Source organism: Microvirga zambiensis WSM3693, from assembly GCF_016735695.1.
Classification (GTDB): domain Bacteria; phylum Pseudomonadota; class Alphaproteobacteria; order Rhizobiales; family Beijerinckiaceae; genus Microvirga; species Microvirga zambiensis.
On sequence record NZ_JAERQD010000001.1, the window covers coordinates 107136 to 125153 of the forward strand.

The window sequence follows — 18018 nt, forward strand, 5'->3', positions numbered from 1 at the left end:
GGTTTACTGGTAACGCTAAGAAGAGGGCATCGTCAGGAAGCCGATAGACTAGGGCACATAGCGTTTGGATAGCCTCAGTAACATGCGCTGCCGGACTCCAGAACGGCCAACTGTGGTGTTCTGGTGCTAGGTACTCAAGAGCCTCCCAAGGCTGTCCTAAGGCCTTCCTGAGCGACTGGAGGAACCTTCAGAACTATCGGCCTCCTAAAGAATTTCCCCAAATCCTCTTGATAAATTTACCCGCCAAGATGCGACACTTCAGATGTTTAGAACTCTTTACAAAATCCATGGATTCCTAGGCTTCTTCTGCTAAGAGCTACCGTTACGTAACTAATTTCCTGAATCGTAAAAAGCCAGGATTTGGGCACAGCGCCGGTTCGGGAACGAGGGGCGCAACAGGGGGAATAGGTGGCTAATTTTATCGCGTACAATGCGGCGGGCGTTGGCTTCAACATGTCCACGACCGGGGATTCCGGCTGGGCCTATATTGAGTCGGACCCAAATATCCAGACATACCTACGTAACTCCGGCGACATGGACGCGTTCGGGAACAAGTTCGTTGAGTTCGACGTGACAGGGAATCCCTACGCTAACTGGATGGGTATGCTGTTTTGGACGAACGACTATGATGTTCAAATCAACTACATGCTCTCCGGCTTTGTTGATGCGTATGGGAACGTCACGAAGACCATGGAAATGTCCAATCTAAACCTTTGGACGACAGTCTCGGACTTGCAGTCCAATGCGTGGATGGTTCGCTTAAACCAAGGCAACGATACGTTCGAGGGGAATGACTACAACGACGTCATTCGTGCTGGATACGGCAATGACCTTGTTATCGGTTACGCTGGTAATGATACGCTCCTGGGCGACCAAGGTAATGACACAATCGGCGGTGGCTACGGGAATGACATCCTCATTGGCGGTGATGGCTATGATACAGCGAGCTTCGGTGGCGTCAGCACCAACTACACCTTCACCCTGAATTATGATGGCTCAGTCACCGTCACAGATTGGGTCGGTGGGTGGGGTTCTGATATCATCTCAGGCGTTGAGGCGCTCTATTTTGATAACGGGACCTTCAGCCTATCCAGCCTGCTCCCAGCCAACCCTCCTCCACCTCCGACACCTGAGGAAGTCTATGCGGGAACCGACACTCTGAGCGGGACATCGGGCAGCAACACACTCAAGGGCTATGGCGGCAACGACAAGCTCTATGGGCTGGATGGCAACGATTTCCTTTATGGCGGAGCCGGGAATGACACCCTTTACGGTGGTAAGGGGAAGGATGCTTTTGTATTTGACACGAAGCCGAACACACGTACGAACAAGGATGCCATCAAAGATTTCAAGGTCGTCGATGATACAATCCGTCTGGACAACGCCTTGTTCACTAAGGTCGGTGCGAACGGCACCCTCAAGTCATCAGCGTTCTGGACGAACAACACAGGGAAGGCGCACGACAAGGATGACCGGATTATCTACGATAAGGATAGTGGCGTTCTCTACTACGATGCTGATGGCTCTGGAAAAGGTGCAGGAGTAGCCTTCGCGACGATCTCAAAAAACCTTGCGCTGACCAACAAAGATTTCTACGTCGTTTAAGGACATCCACGATTGTAAGATGAATAGGCTCCGGAGCAATCCGGAGTCTTCTTATTTGGTCGGGTGGCTCCGAGCCAAGTCACTGACAAAACCGGCTCAGTTGACGTTCACACAGAACTCTCACACAGTGCGTCAAGGTCTCGCATAAGCTTTGAAGGATGGTTGTTGATCGGAAACCCTGGGTGCCTTAGAGAAACAGGCCATGCCCAGGTGGCGGAATTGGTAGACGCACTGCTTTCAGGTAGCAGCGGGTAACACCGTGGAGGTTCGAGTCCTCTCCTGGGCACCATCCCTTCTCAGGGATTAGTGTTTAAAATCAAGATATTGGGTCCGTAGCGATGGCGCTCGTGGTGATACACGGGTGATACATGCGCCGGGCCTTTTTTGTTTATGGGGTATTCAAGGTGGGGGTGCAGTACCTCAGCCAGAAGAACGGGGTGTTCTGGTATTACAGAAGAATCCCCAAAGACCTTCGGTGCCACTTCAGCGACAAGGACTTCATCAGGAAGAGCCTCGGAACGCGGGATGCTCATGTCGCAGCTCAACAGGTTTCAGCTCTGGCTGCTGCCGATGATGCGCTCTGGGCCTCCTTGAGATCGCCTGAGGCGGTGGAACTCGGTCTGACCACTCAGGAGAATCGCCGCGCTGCTGAGGCCTTGCTGACCACGCTAGGGCTGGCTCATGGCGACATCCATCATCCGCAACGTGACGACTTTGCTGCTGAGAAACTCGAGACTTATTTCGAGGATCGCTATGGTAAGCGCTACCTCAACGTCCGACACGATGAGTATCGGTCGAACGAAGACATGACCGCGCTGTTCAACCCCGTGGAGCGGGAGGCCTACCGCCTCGTCACGGAGGATCCGAAGAGCCGCCGCTATGTCCTGACAGATGCGCTTGAGGTCTATCTCAAGAACCACGACAACGGTGAGCAGGAGAAGTTCGCCCGAGACACCCGTCGAGCCATCAGCCATGTGATTGCGACTGCCGGAGACCTGCCGCTCGACCTCTACCGTCGGGAACATGCCAACAAAGTTCGTGACTATCTCCTTGGCAAGGGCGGGAAGACTGCAACGGTGCGGCGCGAACTCAATCGGATCAAGGCTGTCTTCAACGTCGGTCTCGTTGAGTTCGACCTCGGGTCCGTGAAGAATCCGTTCGAAAAACTTCGCATCACAAACGAAGACCAAGACGCAGGGAAGCGGGAGCCGTTCACCATGAGTGAACTCCGCACCATTGATGATGCCTGTCGTGGTAAGAACGACGACATCCGCCATATCATCGGCCTTCAGGCAGATACGGGCGCTCGTCTGGGTGAAATCGTTGGTCTACGGGTGGACGATGTGGTCCTCGACCATGCGGTGCCGCACATCCATATTCGTGCTTACAAGAGTCTCGGGCGTACACTCAAGACAGAACCCAGCGAACGAAGGGTGCCACTGGTAGGTGTCGCCCTGTGGGCTGCACAGAGGGCCGTTGAGGCCAGCAAGAAGCGCCACGACAAATCTGGTTGGCTGTTTCCTCGCTATGCGTCCGACGGAGAAGTCGATGGCACCACTGCAGCAAACGGTGTCAACAAATGGCTCAAAAAGCTGACCAAGACGACGAAGACGAGTCACTCGTTTCGCCACTCCATGCGGGACCGTCTTCGGCACGTTGGTGCGCCCGTGGACATCCAGGATGCCATCGGCGGCTGGGGCAGCAAGACTGTCGGCATGGGATACGGGGAAGGGTATCGCCTGGAGCAGTTGCAGAGCTACCTGGAGAAGGTGGTCTTGGCCGATCTGGAGGAGCGCTGACGGCGCGACCCAGCTTTGATATGAGGTGATCTCCTTGAGCAAGGATCCCTAGAATCCCGTGACGACCTTCCTGACTGAAGTCCCAACCCTTGAGGACAACTGGAGAGCGATCATCCTCTTCGGGAAGAACACCGCCTCGTACAAGTTCGCGCTTGGACAGGCTCTGCTCTCCCTTGGGAAGACCCAGGACGATCTCGTTCGCTTGGACGAGTTGGCGCTCCCCTACGCTCGGGCGCTTTGTGACCATCTCCAGAAGGCACCCAAGCAGGGAACCTTCGAGAAAAGTACCTTCCTCCGCGAGTGTCAGAAGCGGATCGATGGTGAGTACACCGACGAGCAACTCCGCGACGCTACAGTCAAGCACGGGTTCGGGGATGTGCTGGACGCCTTCCACAACCTCGGTCGGGGGCAGGAGAGCGTGAGGTTCTTCCTCAAGGAGCAGCGCCCCACGAAGGGCATCCGACTCACCTCAGAGTTCTATCGCCTCGCGAACGAAGGTGTGGCCTCGGATCTCGAACAGGAGGTTGAAGGGCGCTGGCGCCTCGTCGAGACTGCCTGGGAGGCTGGTGTTGCCGTCCCACTGATCGAGCCGGAGGACCGGGGGGAGAAACTCATCGCACTGTTTGGAGACGAGCAGGATGGTCTCACCGTCCGGCGGCGGGTCGCCGTCACCTCCTCCCGCAATGCTTTGAACGGCTACCAGAAGGGCCATTGCTTCCATTGCTTCGCTCAGATCGGGATCACTCCAGGTGGAAGCGGCCTTGCCGATGTGGATCATGTGTTCCCCCATGCTCTGGGACCGCTGCTGCCAGGGAACGTGAACGGGGTTTGGAACCTCGTCTTGGCTTGTCGTGAATGCAATCGGGGCGCCAGTGGCAAGTTCGACCTCGTTCCTGCCCTCCAACTTGTACAGCGGCTGCATACTCGCAACGAGTTCCTGATCGGCAGCAAGCATCCGCTGGGAGAGACTATCGTACGGCAGACGGGCAAGACACCATCTGCCAGGGCAGGGTTTCTGCAGAAGGCCTTCAACCAAGCGAGAGCCGCCAGGATCGCAGTCTGGACCCCTCTCCATCGCGCAGATCCGGTGTTCTGAGATGTCCATCGACTTCTACAACAAGAACGCAGATCAGTTCTTCAACGACACGGTGACTGCCGACGTCAGCGTCCTCCGAGACAGGTTCGTCCGCGAACTGCCACCATCCGCCAGTATTCTGGATGCAGGTTGTGGCTCCGGGCGCGATGCAAAGGCGTTCGTGGATCTCGGGTTCAACGTGACTGCCTTCGATGCCTCGGCTGAGATGGTGGCCCGTGCAGCACTACATGCTGACTGTCCCGTGCTTCACCTGACCTTCGACGAGATGTCATGGGACTCTGAGTTCGATGGGATCTGGGCCAGTGCGTCTCTGCTGCACGTTCCCAGGGCGTCCTTGGTGCCTACAGTGGCCCGTTGTCGGCAAGCACTCAAACCAGGAGGCGTCCTCTATACATCCTTCAAGTACGGAGATGCGGATCGAGCGAAGGACGGGCGGCATTTCACAGATCTGAACGAAGACCTGTACCAAGACATCCTGACCGAAGCTGGCGGGATGCAGGTCGTCGAATTGTGGCGCACTGCTGATGTGCGACCAGGACGGCAAGACGAGATGTGGCTGAACGCTCTAGCGCGAAGGGCGGATTAGCCAGCACCGGAAGCGCCACCTGTTCAGCAGACTCTTACCGTTTCCAGTTAACCCTCCAGATGCCCTCCAGTGTACTAAAGCCATCATCACTGTAGAGAAACTATGATTGTAGGTGATGAGGATACATGGTGATGATCATCATGATCCTTCTACTACCCACCCCTCAGGGAAATCTACAGTGACCCTTGGCTCGATCTTGCAGGAGTACTTGTAATGATCGACCAGCAGGTTCCTGCACAGGCCAACCTTCGAGGCAGGTACCAGCAAGCTGTCGTGAACAGGGAGCGCGGGGATTTGGTAGGCCTTGATCAGGTGGACCATGGTCCCGATGACAGCCTCGCTCTCCCGGAACATCAGGTCGCCCCAGTCGATCTCAACCTGCCCCCACGCATCCAAGACCGGATAGTTAGCGATCATCGCCTCCCGGACAGCCTTGATCGAGTAGGTCTCGGACAGGCTCTGACCTGTCTCCTCGACGAAGTCAGCGGCCTTGTCCTTGGGCCACCGCTTCAGATGCCCCGCGTTGCTCAAGGTTGCGACCAGCCAGCCCTTCACAATGCTTCGGGGAATCCCTGGGACATTGTAGAGGTCGCCTTCGATCTTGAGCGGCTGTCCGAGTAGCCCATGGAGAGCGGTCAGATAACTGCCGCTGATGTCGATCTCAGCCACAGATTCTCCGTCCAGGGTCATCCCCAGGCGGTCCTTCTCCTTGAGCCGCTGGTAGTTGTCGATGCCGATGCTGTAGAGACGACCACCTTTGTTCCAGTCGAAGCCGGGATGGTCTCCAAGGTTGAAGACCCGGTAGAAGCCTTTGTGGATGCCTCCCTGGATGTCGATGCCGTCGAGGAACTCGTTGATCAGCCGGACCTGATCCATCAGTCGCTCGACGGTTGCGGTTGGTGACAACGACATGGGTCGCCCGGGGATCTTGTCTCGACCGAACCGTCGCGAGGAATCCTTGAGAACGATGAGCTTGGTGGGTGTTGTCTCCTGGAAGTGTCGCCCAACATCCTGCGCCTCCACACCCATGCCAACAGCTAGATCGAGGAGATTCTTGGAGGCTCTGTACCGTGCGGCTTTCCCTTGCTGGTATCGGCTGGTCTGTCCTCCCTCCCAGCTGATGGTCTTCATTGCATTGAAACCATCGACAACCTCGATCAGCCCGAGTGCCTCCATCGTCTCCGCGACAGCTATGAACTGGCGGTAGGTGACCTCGCCACCGGAGAACGACTTGGCGTGTCGGGAACGGAAGACCCAGCCACCACGACCGATCTTGGCTCCCAACAGGAGGTCACCCAGGAAGGCTTCAACAGCCCTCAGAAATGCCGTCTGAGCGGCCTCGGTTCGCTTGCGCTGGCGAATGCCTGTGCTGGTCTCATGGCCTTCCAGAAGCCTCACAGCAGCATCAACGAACGACTGGACTTCAACGGTCTTGGCCCGTCGAGTGAGTGTTGCCATGGGGGCAGTGAGGAGATCCTGCGGATCCGGGACGTTATCGGGTTCACGGTGAGCAAATGTGGCTGCACTCTCAGCGTCCACGCACCCGGTGTGTTGGTAGGCCTGCAATCGTCGACTCCATGCTTCGGATTACAGACGTACTAATACAGTAAATTCATGAATACATCGGCGCAATTTGTCACGAGCAAACGTCGGTTTGCTGGTTGTATGGCCAGATAAACAACTATCCAACCGCAATAATACTAATATCAACTAATTTACCGCATCAGGATTTGTCCGGATTCTCGCCCAAGACAACGTTGTCGTATTGCGGCCGGGTGTGCGTACTGTCCCGTTACCAACGGCTTGCGAACGACATCCGGGTTTGAGTGTTGTTCTAGAGGCACATAGGCTGTGCCAGACCCGGGAGGCTTCCCATGAACATGAGTGACATGGCTCATAGGGTCACCGACGCCATCAAGCGACTGACCGACAGGCTGACACATCGCAGAGACACGCGCTCCCAGCAGTCACCCAGGAACGACAATGTTTCTGGAACGAGAAACCGCAGCTGGCCGGATGACGAGATGAGTTGAGAAGCTGTGGTCCTCCAAGGCGTGTTTGTTACGACGCCAGGACTCTGAACACCGACCTCTCACCCAAGCCAAGTTTCTCAGCAATCTCTCTCTTGGAGATCCCCTGAGAGGCTAGGGCTTTGATCTCGTCGGCCTTGGCCCGTGCGGTCGGAGCGCGGCCCTTGTATTTCTTGTCTGCTTTGGCCTTGGCGATCCCTTCGCGCTGCCTCTCCAGCATCATCTCCCGTTCGAACTGGGCCACGCTGCCCAGGACGTTGAGCATGAGCTTTCCTGTCGGGGTGTTGGTGTCGATGCCCAGGCTGAGGATGTGAAGGCCAACCTTCTTCGCCTCCAGCTGCTGGATGATCTGACCCAGGTGGACCACGGATCGAGCAAGGCGATCAAGCTTGGTCACGATGAGGGTGTCCCCTTCACGGACGTAGTCGAGGGCGGCTTCCAAGGCTTCCCGGGGACCGACAGAGGACGTCTGCTCCAGGAAGATCTTGCCGCACCCGAGAGCCTGTAGATCCCGCTCCTGAGCCTCCAGGCCAGCCACCTGATCGAGGGTGCTTGTGCGCCCGTAGCCAACCAGCATCGTCATCTGCGTTCCTGCCATTGATGTCTTAGATATAGAGACAGGATGTCTGCCAAAACTCAAGAAGGACTTCAGTGGCAGGCGAAATTGTCCACACCAAGCTATGCCATACGGCCAGGGTTCAGTGGCAATGTCGGGATCATCAAATCTACACAGCGATTCCTGTGGCTCTGCTTGTCGTTGGGACACCTTCGCTACAAAGTCGCACAAACTGTCGTGGGGGGATTGTGATGAATGAGGCTTTGGAAGGCCTGTTTGCTGCTGACTTCGCTGTCAAAACTGAAGCTGAAGCCGAAAAAGTTATCCAGGAACAGCGAAACCACTGGATGAGCCTTCTGCAGATCGTGCGGAACTCGCTTAATTCCCTTGGGAGTGAGCAGTATGCGGTTTCCGCTCTTGACACATTGTACAATCAACTACCGACCTTGGTGGGCCTATTCCAACGCCCACACGACATCGACAGGGGCTTCGTTATTTCCGGTCGAATACCGTTGTTGATGCGCTATGGTACAGCTTTAGAAGAGTTCGCACGAAACCACCCTCACAGGATGCTTGGTGCAATTCTGGCCGAAGCAGGTGATGGACTGTCTGATATCCTGATCCAGGCACAGTACCCGAGCGACAGGCTTCCCCACTTGTTCAGCCCTCGTGTTCAAGCTGCAGCTACGCAGTACTCGATAGAAAAACACGATGAGGCGTTGAGAACGAAGATCAGTGGCGAAGTCGAACAAGGTCTGCGAGTCCACGCCAGTATCGTTAGCGACAATATAAAAATTACCAACAGGACCATTCGAGAGTTTGAAGAAAAGAGTGCGCAACTTTTTGAGCGGTTCAATAGCCTTGGCGCTGAACAGCAGCGCATCCTTGAAGCCCTCCAGGAGAAACACCGAACGGGGATGGAAACCGCATCGCACCAGTGGTCCGCAATGATGCAACAGGCGCATCAGGATATTGATGCAGCGAAGGCTCTCGCTTTCGAAGCCGCCACGTTCAAGGGCGCTAGAGAGATTTGGGTTGGCAAAAAAAGGAAGCATAGTTGGACGTTCGGTATCGGACTGACTGTCCTAGCAATTGTCATCGCATCGGCTATTGGGGTGTTGCTTTCGAACTGGCACACAGTTCTTGCAAGTGTGCCGAGGAATACCCAAGGAGAGTTCCAGGCCAGCTTCCTAGTGTTTATTGTCGTGCCTGTAGTCGCAGCGGCTTGGGTGCTGCGCATCTTCGCTCGATGGGTGACAAATGCCCTGACGCTTGGGGAGGATGCGGAGCAGCGGCGAGCCATGCTGGAAACGTACTTCAGCCTTGTGGGCAATAAAGACGCGAAGATGGAACCTTCGGATCGCATCCTGATTTTGAATGCCATCTTCCGCCCTCTCCCTGGACATCAATCGGAAGACGTCGCACCGCCGACACTGCTTGATCTCACCAAGGAGGCTCTCTCAACCAAGAAGGTTGGCTAAGGATGCGGGGCGAAGCGCCTGTTGGGTCCCATCTGGCTGATCAGATCCCCCGGGGTGCCACCCCGCCCCATGCTTTCAAAAAAACGCTAAAGGTCTTGTTGGTGTTGTTGGACCTGCGCGAGTGGTGTTGGTTCCCGAGATCTCCATGAGCCACATACTCCTGCCCCAATTTCCTGAGGAAATATATATTGTTTCGATGGACAGGGGTGCCTGTTTGCCAGGAGTTTGAGCCTCAAGGAGGCTGGGCCGCAACCCCAGGAGACCCATATGGCGAAAGCATTCTCGGAGATGTCACCCGCAGAGATCGAGGCTTGGAACGTCGAGAACGGCCTCACAGAAGACGATGACGACTATCGGTATCCTGAGAATGGCATGACCTCTGAGGAGATCTGGATCGCAACTGGGGGCGAGGATACCTCCGACGACAACCGGAACGGGTTCACGGAACTGACCCCAGACGAACTGGTCCAGGTGTTCACGATGATGCAGGGCATGGTCTCAACGAAGAACTAGAGGCCAGCTTCCTTGGGCTGGACAGATCCTGGAGGGGCGATGATCAACAGTGTACTAGCTCGGGTGTTCTATGCTGCGGGTCTATTCTATGCTGCCTCGATCCTCTTCGACGGTGATAGTGGTCTCATGCTGGGTACCTTCGCGGCAATTACCACTCTTGGCGACCTTCGGTAGGAACGCATCAAGACCTCCACATGAAGGTGACAATGCAACCTGAAGAGATCCACTGCGACCATCCGCACGGGGCCGTTCCCTTCATCATCCAACGGCTTGCCCTGGAGAATGTCGAACCTCGGCTGATCCGTCTCGAAGGGACTATGCTTGCTGGCAAATCGAGCCTAGCCCACCGCCTGACCGAGGCACTTGGGGCCACCCGAGTGGCTGCAGACCACTTCAATGCCCTGAGGGACAAGATCGGTTTGGGTCGTTATCGGGATGCCCTTCGGAGCGCCCTGGCGTCCAAGAGGTGGGTGGTCACAGACTCAGTGCGCCTTGGAGAGATTGCTCCAGAACAACAGTTCGGTCGTGGGTACCGTGTTTACATCAAGCGTCTGAGGATACTGCTCGGAGACCGAGGATGGCCATACGGGTTCGACATTGATGACGAGGAACACAGTCCCCCAGGGGAAAATCCTCTTGAGAGATCAATCCGTCTGTATCACCGCGAGTATCGACCCCACGAAGCTGCCGACCTGATCGTGAATGTTCCAGATGAGGAGCGTGGGTATCGTTGGCCGTAAATGTCTAGAGGTGATACACGGGGTGATACCTCGACTTCCATGCTCGGGAAAAATCTAGTAGGTTCAATAACGTAGAGCGCTGCCTACACGACCCTCATGCTTCTCCTGGGCACCATCTTTCATGGATGGTTTTCTTAGCACTCTCAACAGGTTCAGCGACATCATCGGGTGCTCGTGGTCCCACACGAGGTCGGTGTCAGTTCTAACCCTTCCCATATGGCCAGTGACAAGAGCGGCCTTGGAACGGTAAGGGAAAAGGAACCAAAGTACTTTATTGGATATTACATGAGGCCATTGGAGGTAATCCAATCCCATGATCCATGTTCTAGCGTTCCATCTCTTATGTCTGGCAATGATGGCTGACCTCATCGCGCAAGCGCCTGTAGTGCCTGACGATTTGGACTAAGTGAACAGGAAGCGGTTTCGTTGGCGCTCCCTCGAGGCCGAGGGGGCGCTTTTCTTTTGTGATCCCTGCTGTCTATCGCCCGCTGTCGAGGTGTGGTGGCACGAGGAGCCGATGACTGCCCTTCCTAAGAGAGCTAGCGCGCGGATTGTGTGACGAGCTTGGTGACGAGGTACGGTTCGACCGCGTCTGATCCGCCCTCGGAGCCATAGCCGGAATCCTTGATGCCGCCGAAGGGCAGTTCCGGCAGGGCAAGGCCGTTGTGGTTGATGGTCGTCATGCCAGCCTCGACGCGCGTCCCGAGCTGATGGGCCGTATCCGTCGAGCCGGTGAAGGCATAGGACGCCAGGCCGAAGGGCAGCCGGTTCGCTTCCGCGATGGCATCGTCCAGTGTCGAGAAGGGGTTGACGATGGCCACGGGCCCGAAGGGCTCCTCATTCATCAGGCGGGCATCCTTCGGCACATTCGCGAGGATTGTCGGCTCGAAGAAGTTCCCCTTGTTGCCGATGCGCCGGCCGCCGGCCTTCACCTGCGCTCCGCGCTCCACCGCATCCTGGATCAGGCTCTCTAGGGCCGGGATGCGGCGCTCGTTCGCGAGCGGGCCCATCTGCACGCCGTCCTCCAGGCCATTGCCGACCTTGATACCCTTGGCGGCCTCGGTGAAGGCGTCGAGGAAGGGCGCGAAGCTTGCATCCTGGATCAGGAACCGTGTCGGCGAGACGCAGACCTGGCCGGCATTGCGGAACTTGGAGGCAGCGAGAACTTTGACGGCCTTCTGCAGATCGGCGTCGTCGAAGACGATCGCGGGGGCGTGTCCTCCAAGCTCCATCGTGGAGCGCTTCATATGCAGCCCCGCCAGTGCGGCGAGCTGCTTGCCCACCGGGGTCGAGCCCGTGAAGGACATCTTGCGGATGACGGGATGGGCGATGAGATATTCGGATATCTCGGCCGGGTTGCCGTAGACGAGATTGACCACGCCTTCCGGCACGCCGGCCTCGACGAAGGCGCGGATCAGCTCCGCCGGCGAAGCAGGGGTCTCCTCGGGCGCCTTCACGATGATCGAGCAGCCGGTGGCCAAAGCCGCGGACAGCTTGCGCACGACCTGGTTGATGGGGAAGTTCCATGGCGTGAAGGCGGCGACGGGCCCGACCGGCAGCTTGACGGCCATCTGCATGACACCGGGCGCGCGGGCCGGAATGATCTGGCCGTAGGTGCGCCGGGCTTCTTCCGCAAACCAGTCGATGATGTCCGCGCCGGCGCCGATCTCGCCCTTGGCCTCCGCCAGGGGCTTGCCCTGTTCACGGGTCATGATCCAGGCGATCTGATCCTTGCGCGCGCGCAGAATATCGGCGGCTCGTCGCATGATCGTCGAGCGGTCATAGGCCGACAGGCCGCTCCAGGTTGCAAAACCTTTCTCGACGGCAATGAGCGCGGCATCGAGATCTTCGCGACTGGCGTGAGCGACCGTTCCGATGGTCTCGCCTGTTGCAGGATCGAGAACTGGAATGACGCCGCCTCGCGCGGCCGGGCGCCAGGTCCCGTCGATCAGGAGCTGCGTATCTGGATAAGCCTGATTCATCGCATTCATGGTCGGAAAGTCCCACGGATTGAACTGGAGGTCTCGAAGGGAGGCGTTCTTCGAGGATGGCTTGTATCAGACAGACATGCCTGCCGTGAACCTAACAAGCGGAGAAAGCTGCCTCGATAGTTTCTTCCAGAATGTCGAGCCCTTCCGCCGGCGACACCGTCGTGGCCTCTCCACCCCTCGTTATCACCCCTGCTGAGGTTGACGAGCTGATCGAAAAGCTCGGACGCACCCTGGACGAGACGGAGCACTACGTGCGCACTCTGTAGTCCTTGGGGGAAGGCGCTTAGCTGACCTCGATCAGAATTGAATGCAGCGATGCCTTTGCCTTCCTAAACCTGATCTTGATTCAACAGAGGCTCACGACGATGGCAGGAAAGCGCGTCGTCCGGCGGTCCGGAGTTCTTCCACCGGTATCCCGTAGAGTTCGGACAGGTGCCCGCCGGTCAAAACGGCATCGCTCGCGCCGTGGTGAAGCAACGCTCCCTGCCTTAACATCAGCGTGTCGTCGGCCCAGCGCAGGGCATGGTTCGGGTCGTGGGTCGTGAACAGGATTCCATACCCGGCCTCGCGCAGCCGCCATGTCTCGCGCAGCACCACGCCCTGGTTGGCGAAATCGAGATTCGCGGTCGGTGCGTCCAGCACGATGAACGGAGCCTCCTGCGCCAGGGCCCGGGCGAACAGCACCAGTTGCCGTTCGCCACCCGAGATCAGCGTATAGGGACGCTCGCTCAGATGCGTGAGCCCCAAACGATCGATGACCCGGTCGACCACGGCATGGTCGCAGGCCGATGGCGCCGACAGGATCCCGCCATGCGCGGCCCGCCCCATCATGACCACGTCGCGGGTCAGGAATCCGAACGTTCCGGCATGAACCTGCGGCACATAGGCGATGCGGCGGGCGCGCTCCGCCACCGGCAAGGCATCGATCCGCCGGCCATTCAAAAGAACCGCACCGGCCTTGGCCGGCAAAAGTCCGAGGACGGTCTTGAGCAGGGTGGTCTTGCCGCTGCCGTTCGGTCCCAGCAGCGCAAGCGCACGGCCTTCCATGAGGCTGAAGCTCAGGTCGCGTCCGATGACGTGGGAGCCATAGCCGATCGCCAGCCTCTGCACGTCGAGCATGCTCACCAGGCTCCCCGGGAACGGGCCAGCAGGCCGAGGAAAAACGGAGTGCCGATCACCGCCGTCAGAACGCCGAGGGGCACCTCGACTGGAGCGATCGAGCGCGCGAGCGTGTCGATGAGCAGCAGGTAGGCACCGCCGAGAAGGGCCGCGGTCGGCAGCAGGCGCGGGAAGCTGGGACCGACCAGCGCCCGCGCGAGATGCGGTGTGACGAGGCCGACCCAGCCGACGATGCCGGCGACCGAGACGCTGGCGGCCGTGATCAGAGTGGCGGCTGCCACGATGACGCACCGGATCGGCCCGGTCGCGATGCCGAGGGCTCTCGCCTCCTCGTCGGGGAGAGACATGACGTTCATCTTCCAGCGCAGGCCGATCAGCACCACGGTGCCGATCAGAACCGGGAGCGCTAGCGGGACGAGGTCGGCCGGGGTCGTCGCCGCAAGGCTGCCGAGGAGCCAGAAGGTGATCGCCGGAAGCTGGTTGTAGGGATCGGCCAAGGTCTTCACGAGGCCGATGCCTGCGCCGAGCAGTGAGCCGATGACCACGCCGGTCAGGACGAGCAGGACGATGCCGTCACCACCGCGCAGCAGCGAGCCGATTACGTAGACGGCGGTCACGGCTGTGAGCCCGCCCAGAAAGGCCAGGATCTGGATGGAGGCCACATCGAGGGACAGCAGAATGCCGAGCACGGCTCCGAGGGCCGCTCCCGACGAGGCGCCCAGGATGTCGGGAGACACCAGAGGATTGCGGAACAAGCCCTGAAAGGCCGTTCCGGCGCTCGCGAGCGCACTGCCGACCAGAAGTGCGGCCAGGATGCGCGGACCGCGGATGTTCAGGACGATGGCCTCGGTAGCCTGTGGCAATCCCGATGCCTGCCCTGTCAGGCGACGCATCAGGATCGTCGCGACATCGGTCAGCGTCAGGGGATACCGCCCGACGGCAAAGGCCAGCGCGACGCCGCCGACGATGACGGCTGCCGACACACCGAGCCCAAGCCAGAGAGGGCGATCGAAACCGAATCGGAAGCCTGCTGCCGGTTCAGGCTTCATGCGGTCTGCTCGTCGCCCGGCTGCGGCGGCGCCAACGGCGTGAAGGCGCAGCGATCCGGCTTGATATCGAGCAGAGGCGTGCCGTCGAGGCAATCGAGCCCCTGGACGAGGATGTTCGAGCCTTCGATCGCAACCCGTTTCACCAGAGCCGTGCCGATCGGGTTGGGCCGGACGGGCGAACGCAGCGAGAAGGTACCTCGCGTGATGCCGTCGTTGCGGGGGCTTTGCAGCACCAGATCGCGGCGGGATCGATGCAGCCAGTAGAGCACTTCCAGCCGCTCGTATTCCTCGATCCCCGCGAGGCCCTTGTGCCACGGCGCGAAAAGCTCGATGCGGCACACGGGCCCGTCGAGCCGGCCCTGGCGCGGACATTCGAGCCGCGAGGTCCAGGGCGTGTGGATGCGGCCGATGAAGATGACGCCGGCGTCGGTGCTGACCGGCCACTCGACCGCCACTTCACCGCTTCGAATCTCGTTTTCCCTGACCATGGCGCGGGCTCAGTCGTCGACGGCGATCATGACGTCCGAAGCCTTCACCACCGCATAGGCGTTCTGGCCGACCTTGAGCGCGAGCTCATCGACGGCCTCGTTGGTGATCGAGGCGGTGACGATCGTGCCGTTGGCGATTTCCAAACGGACATGGGCGGTGGTCTGGCCTTTGGTGACCTCGATCACCTTGCCTCTGATGACATTGCGGGCGCTGAGCTTCATGAGCGGCTCTCCTCGGGTAAGGATCTAGGGCTGCGGGCCGGTGGCGTCGGCCAGCAGCTCGTCGAGCTGTGCTGGACTGAGCGAGACATGATAGAACCGGCGGTAGAATTCGGCTGCAATGTCCCGCAGGTTTTCCGGGAAGAGGTCCGGGTAAAGCACCCTGGCGAGCCAGCGGATTCCGATCAGGCGATTGACGCCGGGCGGAGCGTCGAACCAGCCGAAGGGCAGCGCTGGAGCGCGGTAGATGCGGCCGTCCCGCACGGCCTGGATGGAACCCCAGGACGGATCGGTGCGGACGGATCGGGCAAAGGCGGAATCCTGTGTCAGGATCACATCCGGATTCCAAGCCAGCACCTGTTCGACCGAGACCGTCGCCAGGGATCCTGAGCCGGCGAGGGCTGCGACGTTCTCGGCCCCGACGAACGATAGGATCTCGGTGTTGATCGAACCCTTGAGGCCGGTCTCGAGCCCACGCGGCCCGCGTCCGTAATAGACGCGGGGGCGCTTTTCCGGCGGAACGGCCGCGATCCGTTCGGCCACGTCATCGAGAGTCTCTTTCGCGTATCGGGCCAACTCCTCGGCGCGCGTCTCGGCGCCGAGAATGCGCCCCAGGTCACGCAGCATCTCCGGGGTCCTGGCGAAGGCCCCGTCGAGCAGGATGTAGGGAATGCCGGTCTGGGCCTGCGTGCGGTCGGCAAGCGAGGCATAGGTTGGATCGACGCTGCCGATGTCGAGGATCAGGTCCGGCTTGGCCGCGAGGACGACTTCGAGATTGGCCGTGTTGCCCCGTCCCGTCAGCCGCCCATGCTCGGGCAGGGAGGCATAGGGTTTAGCGAGATAGGCCTTTTCCGCGACGGATGGCGCCCGGACCCAGCCGACGAGCTTTTCCGGTGCCACCATGTAGACCGCCACCGAGGCCGGCGGACCCGCCGTGAAGACACGATCGGCGGCGGCCGGCAACGGGACCGAACGGCCGGCCGCGTCGACAACCTCGCGGGGCTGAGCAGAGGCGGAGGCGAGGAGGCCGGACAGGCTCAGTGCCAGGGCGGCCATCCAGATCCTGGTCAACATGGATCCCTCCTTCAGCCCGCGCTTGAAACGCGGTCGTTCATGCCTATCATGCCTATCGTTATAGTCGATGAACTACATCGGTCGAGAGGGAATGAGGATGAGTGCCACACGACGTTTCTGGCTGTCGCTGATGGGAGCCGGCTGGCTCGCCTTCGGAGCGGGATCAATCCTGCCCAATTCGCCTGCGCTGGCTCAAAGCCAGGATCTGGTCGTGTTCGCCGCGGCAAGTCTCAAGAACGCTCTCGACGACGCGGCCGCCGGCTATGTCCGCGAGAGCGGCAAGCCGGCGCCGAAGATCTCCTATGCGGGCAGCAACGCCCTCGCCAAGCAGATCGAGGCAGGAGCACCGGCAGGCGTCTTTCTGTCGGCCGATCTCGACTGGATGGACTACATTGCGCAGAAAAATCTCATCCGGCCCGAGACCCGCGTGAATCTCTTGGCAAACCGTCTTGTCCTAGTCGCGCCGAAGGATGCGAGCCTCGCGGTGAACCTGACGCCGGGCCTCGACCTTGCCGGCGCCCTGAAGGGCGGAAAGCTGGCGATGGCCAATGTGGATGCGGTGCCGGCCGGCAAGTACGGCAAGACGGCACTGGAGAAGCTCGGCGCCTGGGACGCCGTGAAGGGCTCCGTGGCCCAGGCCGACAACGTGCGGGCAGCCCTGCTGCTGGTCTCGCGCGGAGAGGCTCCGCTCGGGATCGTCTATCAGACTGATGCCGCCTCCGATCCCAGTGTCAGCATCGTCGGAACCTTTCCGGAGGACAGCCATCCACCGATCGTCTATCCGGCAGCGGTCCTGAAGGAGAACAGCAATCCCGAGGCCGCCGCCTTCCTGAATTATCTGCGCTCCCCGGCCGCCAGACCGGCCTTCGAGAAGCAGGGCTTCACGGTTCTGAACCGGCCCGTTTCAGGCTCGTAGCCGACGGCTCCGGCGCCTCGCCTGGGCCGGATTGTTCGCCGTTCCGCGGTGCGGATGCGATCAGCGTTTCCAGGTAAGCGACGTCGTCGCGGATCGCATGGGCGACGTTTGCCTCCATGCGACGATAGGCGTTCAGGACGAGGTGACCGGTGGGCGTCAGGCTGGCGCCTCCGCCGGCCTTTCCTCCCTTGGCCGAGTGAACCAGAGGCTCGCTGAAATAGTGGTTGAGGGTGTCGACCAGATACCAGGCGCGTTTGTAGCTCATGCCCATGCGCCGGCCCGCAGCGGCGATGGAGCCGGTCTCGAGAATTCCTTGCAGCAGGTCGGCCTTGCCGGGGCCGAGCATCGTGTCGGCATCGAAATAGATGCGGAACTTGAACGCGGGATAGTCCGACACCTGATCTCTCACGGAGTGATGGGGCCGCGAGACTGGCGCCCGGGGCCTGATCGGTCAAGTTTCTCCGACTGATCAAACGTCTCAAACCGAAATCTGCTGCGGTTCAGCCTGCGGAACATGGCAAGCTCTGCGACAAGACAATCGCTCTGAGCCCGATGAGCGACATTACGGAAACATGGAACTCATCGAAGTAAGCGGAGCCTGAGATCCGCGCAGAAATATGCCTGACCTGATTTAGGTCAAGCTATGAGAGGTCGATTGCAAGTAACCTGCGCGCCGTTTTGTATCCGCCCGCGGTTGTTTGACACTGGAAATGTTCAAAATTACCCTATTTTTCGGAAGAGCAGTTGCTGCAGTGC

At 59.4% G+C, this 18018-nt stretch carries 18 protein-coding genes and 1 tRNA gene; 10 read left to right on the plus strand and 9 right to left on the minus strand.

The genetic code is table 11. From position 1 onward, the window contains the following. Positions 1 to 408: 408 nt before the first annotated feature. The 5 genes from JKL46_RS00545 (at position 409) to JKL46_RS00565 (ending at position 5086) form a co-directional block, all read left to right on the plus strand. On the plus strand, positions 409 to 1605 hold the full coding sequence (locus JKL46_RS00545) for a calcium-binding protein (RefSeq protein ID WP_201829206.1): 1197 nt from the start codon (positions 409 to 411) through the stop codon (positions 1603 to 1605). Between the two features lie 204 nt (positions 1606 to 1809). Further along, positions 1810 to 1894 (plus strand) — tRNA-Leu (locus JKL46_RS00550). Positions 1895 to 1973: 79 nt separating this feature from the next. Next, the gene (locus JKL46_RS00555; RefSeq protein WP_201829208.1) at positions 1974 to 3404 is read left to right on the plus strand and encodes a DUF6538 domain-containing protein; all 1431 of its coding nucleotides are present in this window, start codon (positions 1974 to 1976) and stop codon (positions 3402 to 3404) included. Between the two features lie 58 nt (positions 3405 to 3462). Beyond that, positions 3463 to 4500 (plus strand): HNH endonuclease domain-containing protein, encoded by a 1038-nt coding sequence (locus tag JKL46_RS00560; protein WP_201829211.1) that lies wholly within the window; start codon positions 3463 to 3465, stop codon positions 4498 to 4500. A 1-nt stretch (position 4501) separates the two neighbouring features. Beyond that, on the plus strand, positions 4502 to 5086 hold the full coding sequence (locus JKL46_RS00565) for a class I SAM-dependent methyltransferase (RefSeq protein WP_201829213.1): 585 nt from the start codon (positions 4502 to 4504) through the stop codon (positions 5084 to 5086). Positions 5087 to 5224: 138 nt separating this feature from the next. Here JKL46_RS00565 and JKL46_RS00570 read toward each other — a convergent pair whose 3' ends face one another. Together JKL46_RS00570 and JKL46_RS00575 are read right to left on the minus strand one after the other, a co-directional pair. Further along, positions 5225 to 6544 carry a hypothetical protein gene (locus JKL46_RS00570; RefSeq protein WP_201829215.1) on the minus strand — a complete coding sequence of 440 codons (1320 nt, stop codon included), beginning with the start codon at positions 6542 to 6544 and terminating at the stop codon, positions 5225 to 5227. 603 nt (positions 6545 to 7147) lie between these two features. Then, entirely contained in the window at positions 7148 to 7693 is a 546-nt protein-coding gene (locus JKL46_RS00575) for a recombinase family protein (protein ID WP_201829736.1), read from the minus strand. Between the two features lie 230 nt (positions 7694 to 7923). Between JKL46_RS00575 and JKL46_RS00580 the strand changes: the two genes are divergently transcribed. The 3 genes from JKL46_RS00580 (at position 7924) to JKL46_RS00590 (ending at position 10406) form a co-directional block, all read left to right on the plus strand. After that, complete coding sequence (locus JKL46_RS00580) at positions 7924 to 9153, plus strand: DUF6161 domain-containing protein (protein WP_201829217.1); 1230 nt, start codon at positions 7924 to 7926, stop codon at positions 9151 to 9153. 267 nt (positions 9154 to 9420) lie between these two features. Further along, positions 9421 to 9666 (plus strand): hypothetical protein, encoded by a 246-nt coding sequence (locus JKL46_RS00585; RefSeq protein WP_201829219.1) that lies wholly within the window; start codon positions 9421 to 9423, stop codon positions 9664 to 9666. A gap of 194 nt (positions 9667 to 9860) precedes the next feature. Further along, positions 9861 to 10406, plus strand: a complete 546-nt coding sequence (locus JKL46_RS00590) for a hypothetical protein (protein WP_201829221.1) — start codon at positions 9861 to 9863, stop codon at positions 10404 to 10406. Positions 10407 to 10945: 539 nt separating this feature from the next. Here the strand turns inward: JKL46_RS00590 and JKL46_RS00595 are convergent. Further along, on the minus strand, positions 10946 to 12388 hold the full coding sequence (locus JKL46_RS00595; protein ID WP_201829737.1) for an NAD-dependent succinate-semialdehyde dehydrogenase: 1443 nt from the start codon (positions 12386 to 12388) through the stop codon (positions 10946 to 10948). A 140-nt stretch (positions 12389 to 12528) separates the two neighbouring features. On the opposite strand from JKL46_RS00595, the gene JKL46_RS36215 reads away from it, so the two are divergent. Beyond that, on the plus strand, positions 12529 to 12663 hold the full coding sequence (locus JKL46_RS36215; RefSeq protein ID WP_281399817.1) for a hypothetical protein: 135 nt from the start codon (positions 12529 to 12531) through the stop codon (positions 12661 to 12663). A gap of 91 nt (positions 12664 to 12754) precedes the next feature. Here the strand turns inward: JKL46_RS36215 and JKL46_RS00600 are convergent, their stop codons facing one another. From JKL46_RS00600 to JKL46_RS00620, 5 genes are read right to left on the minus strand one after another with little or no spacing between them, the layout of a single operon-like run. Continuing rightward, the gene (locus tag JKL46_RS00600) at positions 12755 to 13516 is read right to left on the minus strand and encodes an ABC transporter ATP-binding protein (protein WP_210381176.1); all 762 of its coding nucleotides are present in this window, start codon (positions 13514 to 13516) and stop codon (positions 12755 to 12757) included. A 2-nt stretch (positions 13517 to 13518) separates the two neighbouring features. Further along, positions 13519 to 14565, minus strand: coding sequence for a FecCD family ABC transporter permease (locus tag JKL46_RS00605; RefSeq protein WP_201829225.1), 1047 nt, complete (start codon positions 14563 to 14565; stop codon positions 13519 to 13521). After that, positions 14562 to 15053, minus strand: coding sequence for a tRNA (N6-threonylcarbamoyladenosine(37)-N6)-methyltransferase TrmO (gene tsaA, locus JKL46_RS00610; RefSeq protein ID WP_201829227.1), 492 nt, complete (start codon positions 15051 to 15053; stop codon positions 14562 to 14564). The genes JKL46_RS00605 and tsaA overlap by 4 nt, the downstream gene beginning before the upstream one ends. 9 nt (positions 15054 to 15062) lie before the next feature. Further along, positions 15063 to 15275 carry a TOBE domain-containing protein gene (locus tag JKL46_RS00615; RefSeq protein ID WP_201829229.1) on the minus strand — a complete coding sequence of 71 codons (213 nt, stop codon included), beginning with the start codon at positions 15273 to 15275 and terminating at the stop codon, positions 15063 to 15065. A gap of 24 nt (positions 15276 to 15299) precedes the next feature. Continuing rightward, entirely contained in the window at positions 15300 to 16346 is a 1047-nt protein-coding gene (locus JKL46_RS00620) for an iron ABC transporter substrate-binding protein (protein WP_201829231.1), read from the minus strand. Positions 16347 to 16443: 97 nt separating this feature from the next. Here JKL46_RS00620 and modA point away from each other — a divergent pair, with 97 nt between their 5' ends. Further along, positions 16444 to 17262, plus strand: a complete 819-nt coding sequence (modA, locus tag JKL46_RS00625; protein ID WP_201829233.1) for a molybdate ABC transporter substrate-binding protein — start codon at positions 16444 to 16446, stop codon at positions 17260 to 17262. Here the strand turns inward: modA and JKL46_RS00630 are convergent. Then, positions 17228 to 17659: a winged helix-turn-helix domain-containing protein gene (locus JKL46_RS00630; RefSeq protein WP_343073993.1), complete on the minus strand. Its 432-nt coding sequence runs from the start codon at positions 17657 to 17659 to the stop codon at positions 17228 to 17230. The two genes, modA and JKL46_RS00630, sit on opposite strands and share 35 nt — an antisense overlap. Positions 17660 to 18018 lie beyond the last annotated feature (359 nt).

Excerpts from the sequence above, each read along its gene's own strand:
- JKL46_RS00575 (WP_201829736.1), bottom strand. The coding sequence starts at position 7,693 with ATGCTGGTTGGCTACGGGCGCACAAGCACCCTCGATCAGGTGGCTGGC.
- JKL46_RS00615 (WP_201829229.1), bottom strand. The coding sequence starts at position 15,275 with ATGAAGCTCAGCGCCCGCAATGTCATCAGAGGCAAGGTGATCGAGGTC.
- JKL46_RS00620 (WP_201829231.1), bottom strand. The coding sequence starts at position 16,346 with ATGTTGACCAGGATCTGGATGGCCGCCCTGGCACTGAGCCTGTCCGGC.
- JKL46_RS00570 (WP_201829215.1), bottom strand. The coding sequence starts at position 6,544 with ATGGCAACACTCACTCGACGGGCCAAGACCGTTGAAGTCCAGTCGTTC.
- JKL46_RS00565 (WP_201829213.1), top strand. The coding sequence starts at position 4,502 with ATGTCCATCGACTTCTACAACAAGAACGCAGATCAGTTCTTCAACGAC.
- JKL46_RS00585 (WP_201829219.1), top strand. The coding sequence starts at position 9,421 with ATGGCGAAAGCATTCTCGGAGATGTCACCCGCAGAGATCGAGGCTTGG.
- JKL46_RS00605 (WP_201829225.1), bottom strand. The coding sequence starts at position 14,565 with ATGAAGCCTGAACCGGCAGCAGGCTTCCGATTCGGTTTCGATCGCCCT.
- JKL46_RS00600 (WP_210381176.1), bottom strand. The coding sequence starts at position 13,516 with ATGCTCGACGTGCAGAGGCTGGCGATCGGCTATGGCTCCCACGTCATC.
- JKL46_RS00595 (WP_201829737.1), bottom strand. The coding sequence starts at position 12,388 with ATGAATCAGGCTTATCCAGATACGCAGCTCCTGATCGACGGGACCTGG.
- modA (WP_201829233.1), top strand. The coding sequence starts at position 16,444 with ATGAGTGCCACACGACGTTTCTGGCTGTCGCTGATGGGAGCCGGCTGG.
- JKL46_RS36215 (WP_281399817.1), top strand. The coding sequence starts at position 12,529 with ATGTCGAGCCCTTCCGCCGGCGACACCGTCGTGGCCTCTCCACCCCTC.
- JKL46_RS00555 (WP_201829208.1), top strand. The coding sequence starts at position 1,974 with ATGCGCCGGGCCTTTTTTGTTTATGGGGTATTCAAGGTGGGGGTGCAG.
- JKL46_RS00590 (WP_201829221.1), top strand. The coding sequence starts at position 9,861 with ATGAAGGTGACAATGCAACCTGAAGAGATCCACTGCGACCATCCGCAC.
- tsaA (WP_201829227.1), bottom strand. The coding sequence starts at position 15,053 with ATGGTCAGGGAAAACGAGATTCGAAGCGGTGAAGTGGCGGTCGAGTGG.
- JKL46_RS00580 (WP_201829217.1), top strand. The coding sequence starts at position 7,924 with ATGAATGAGGCTTTGGAAGGCCTGTTTGCTGCTGACTTCGCTGTCAAA.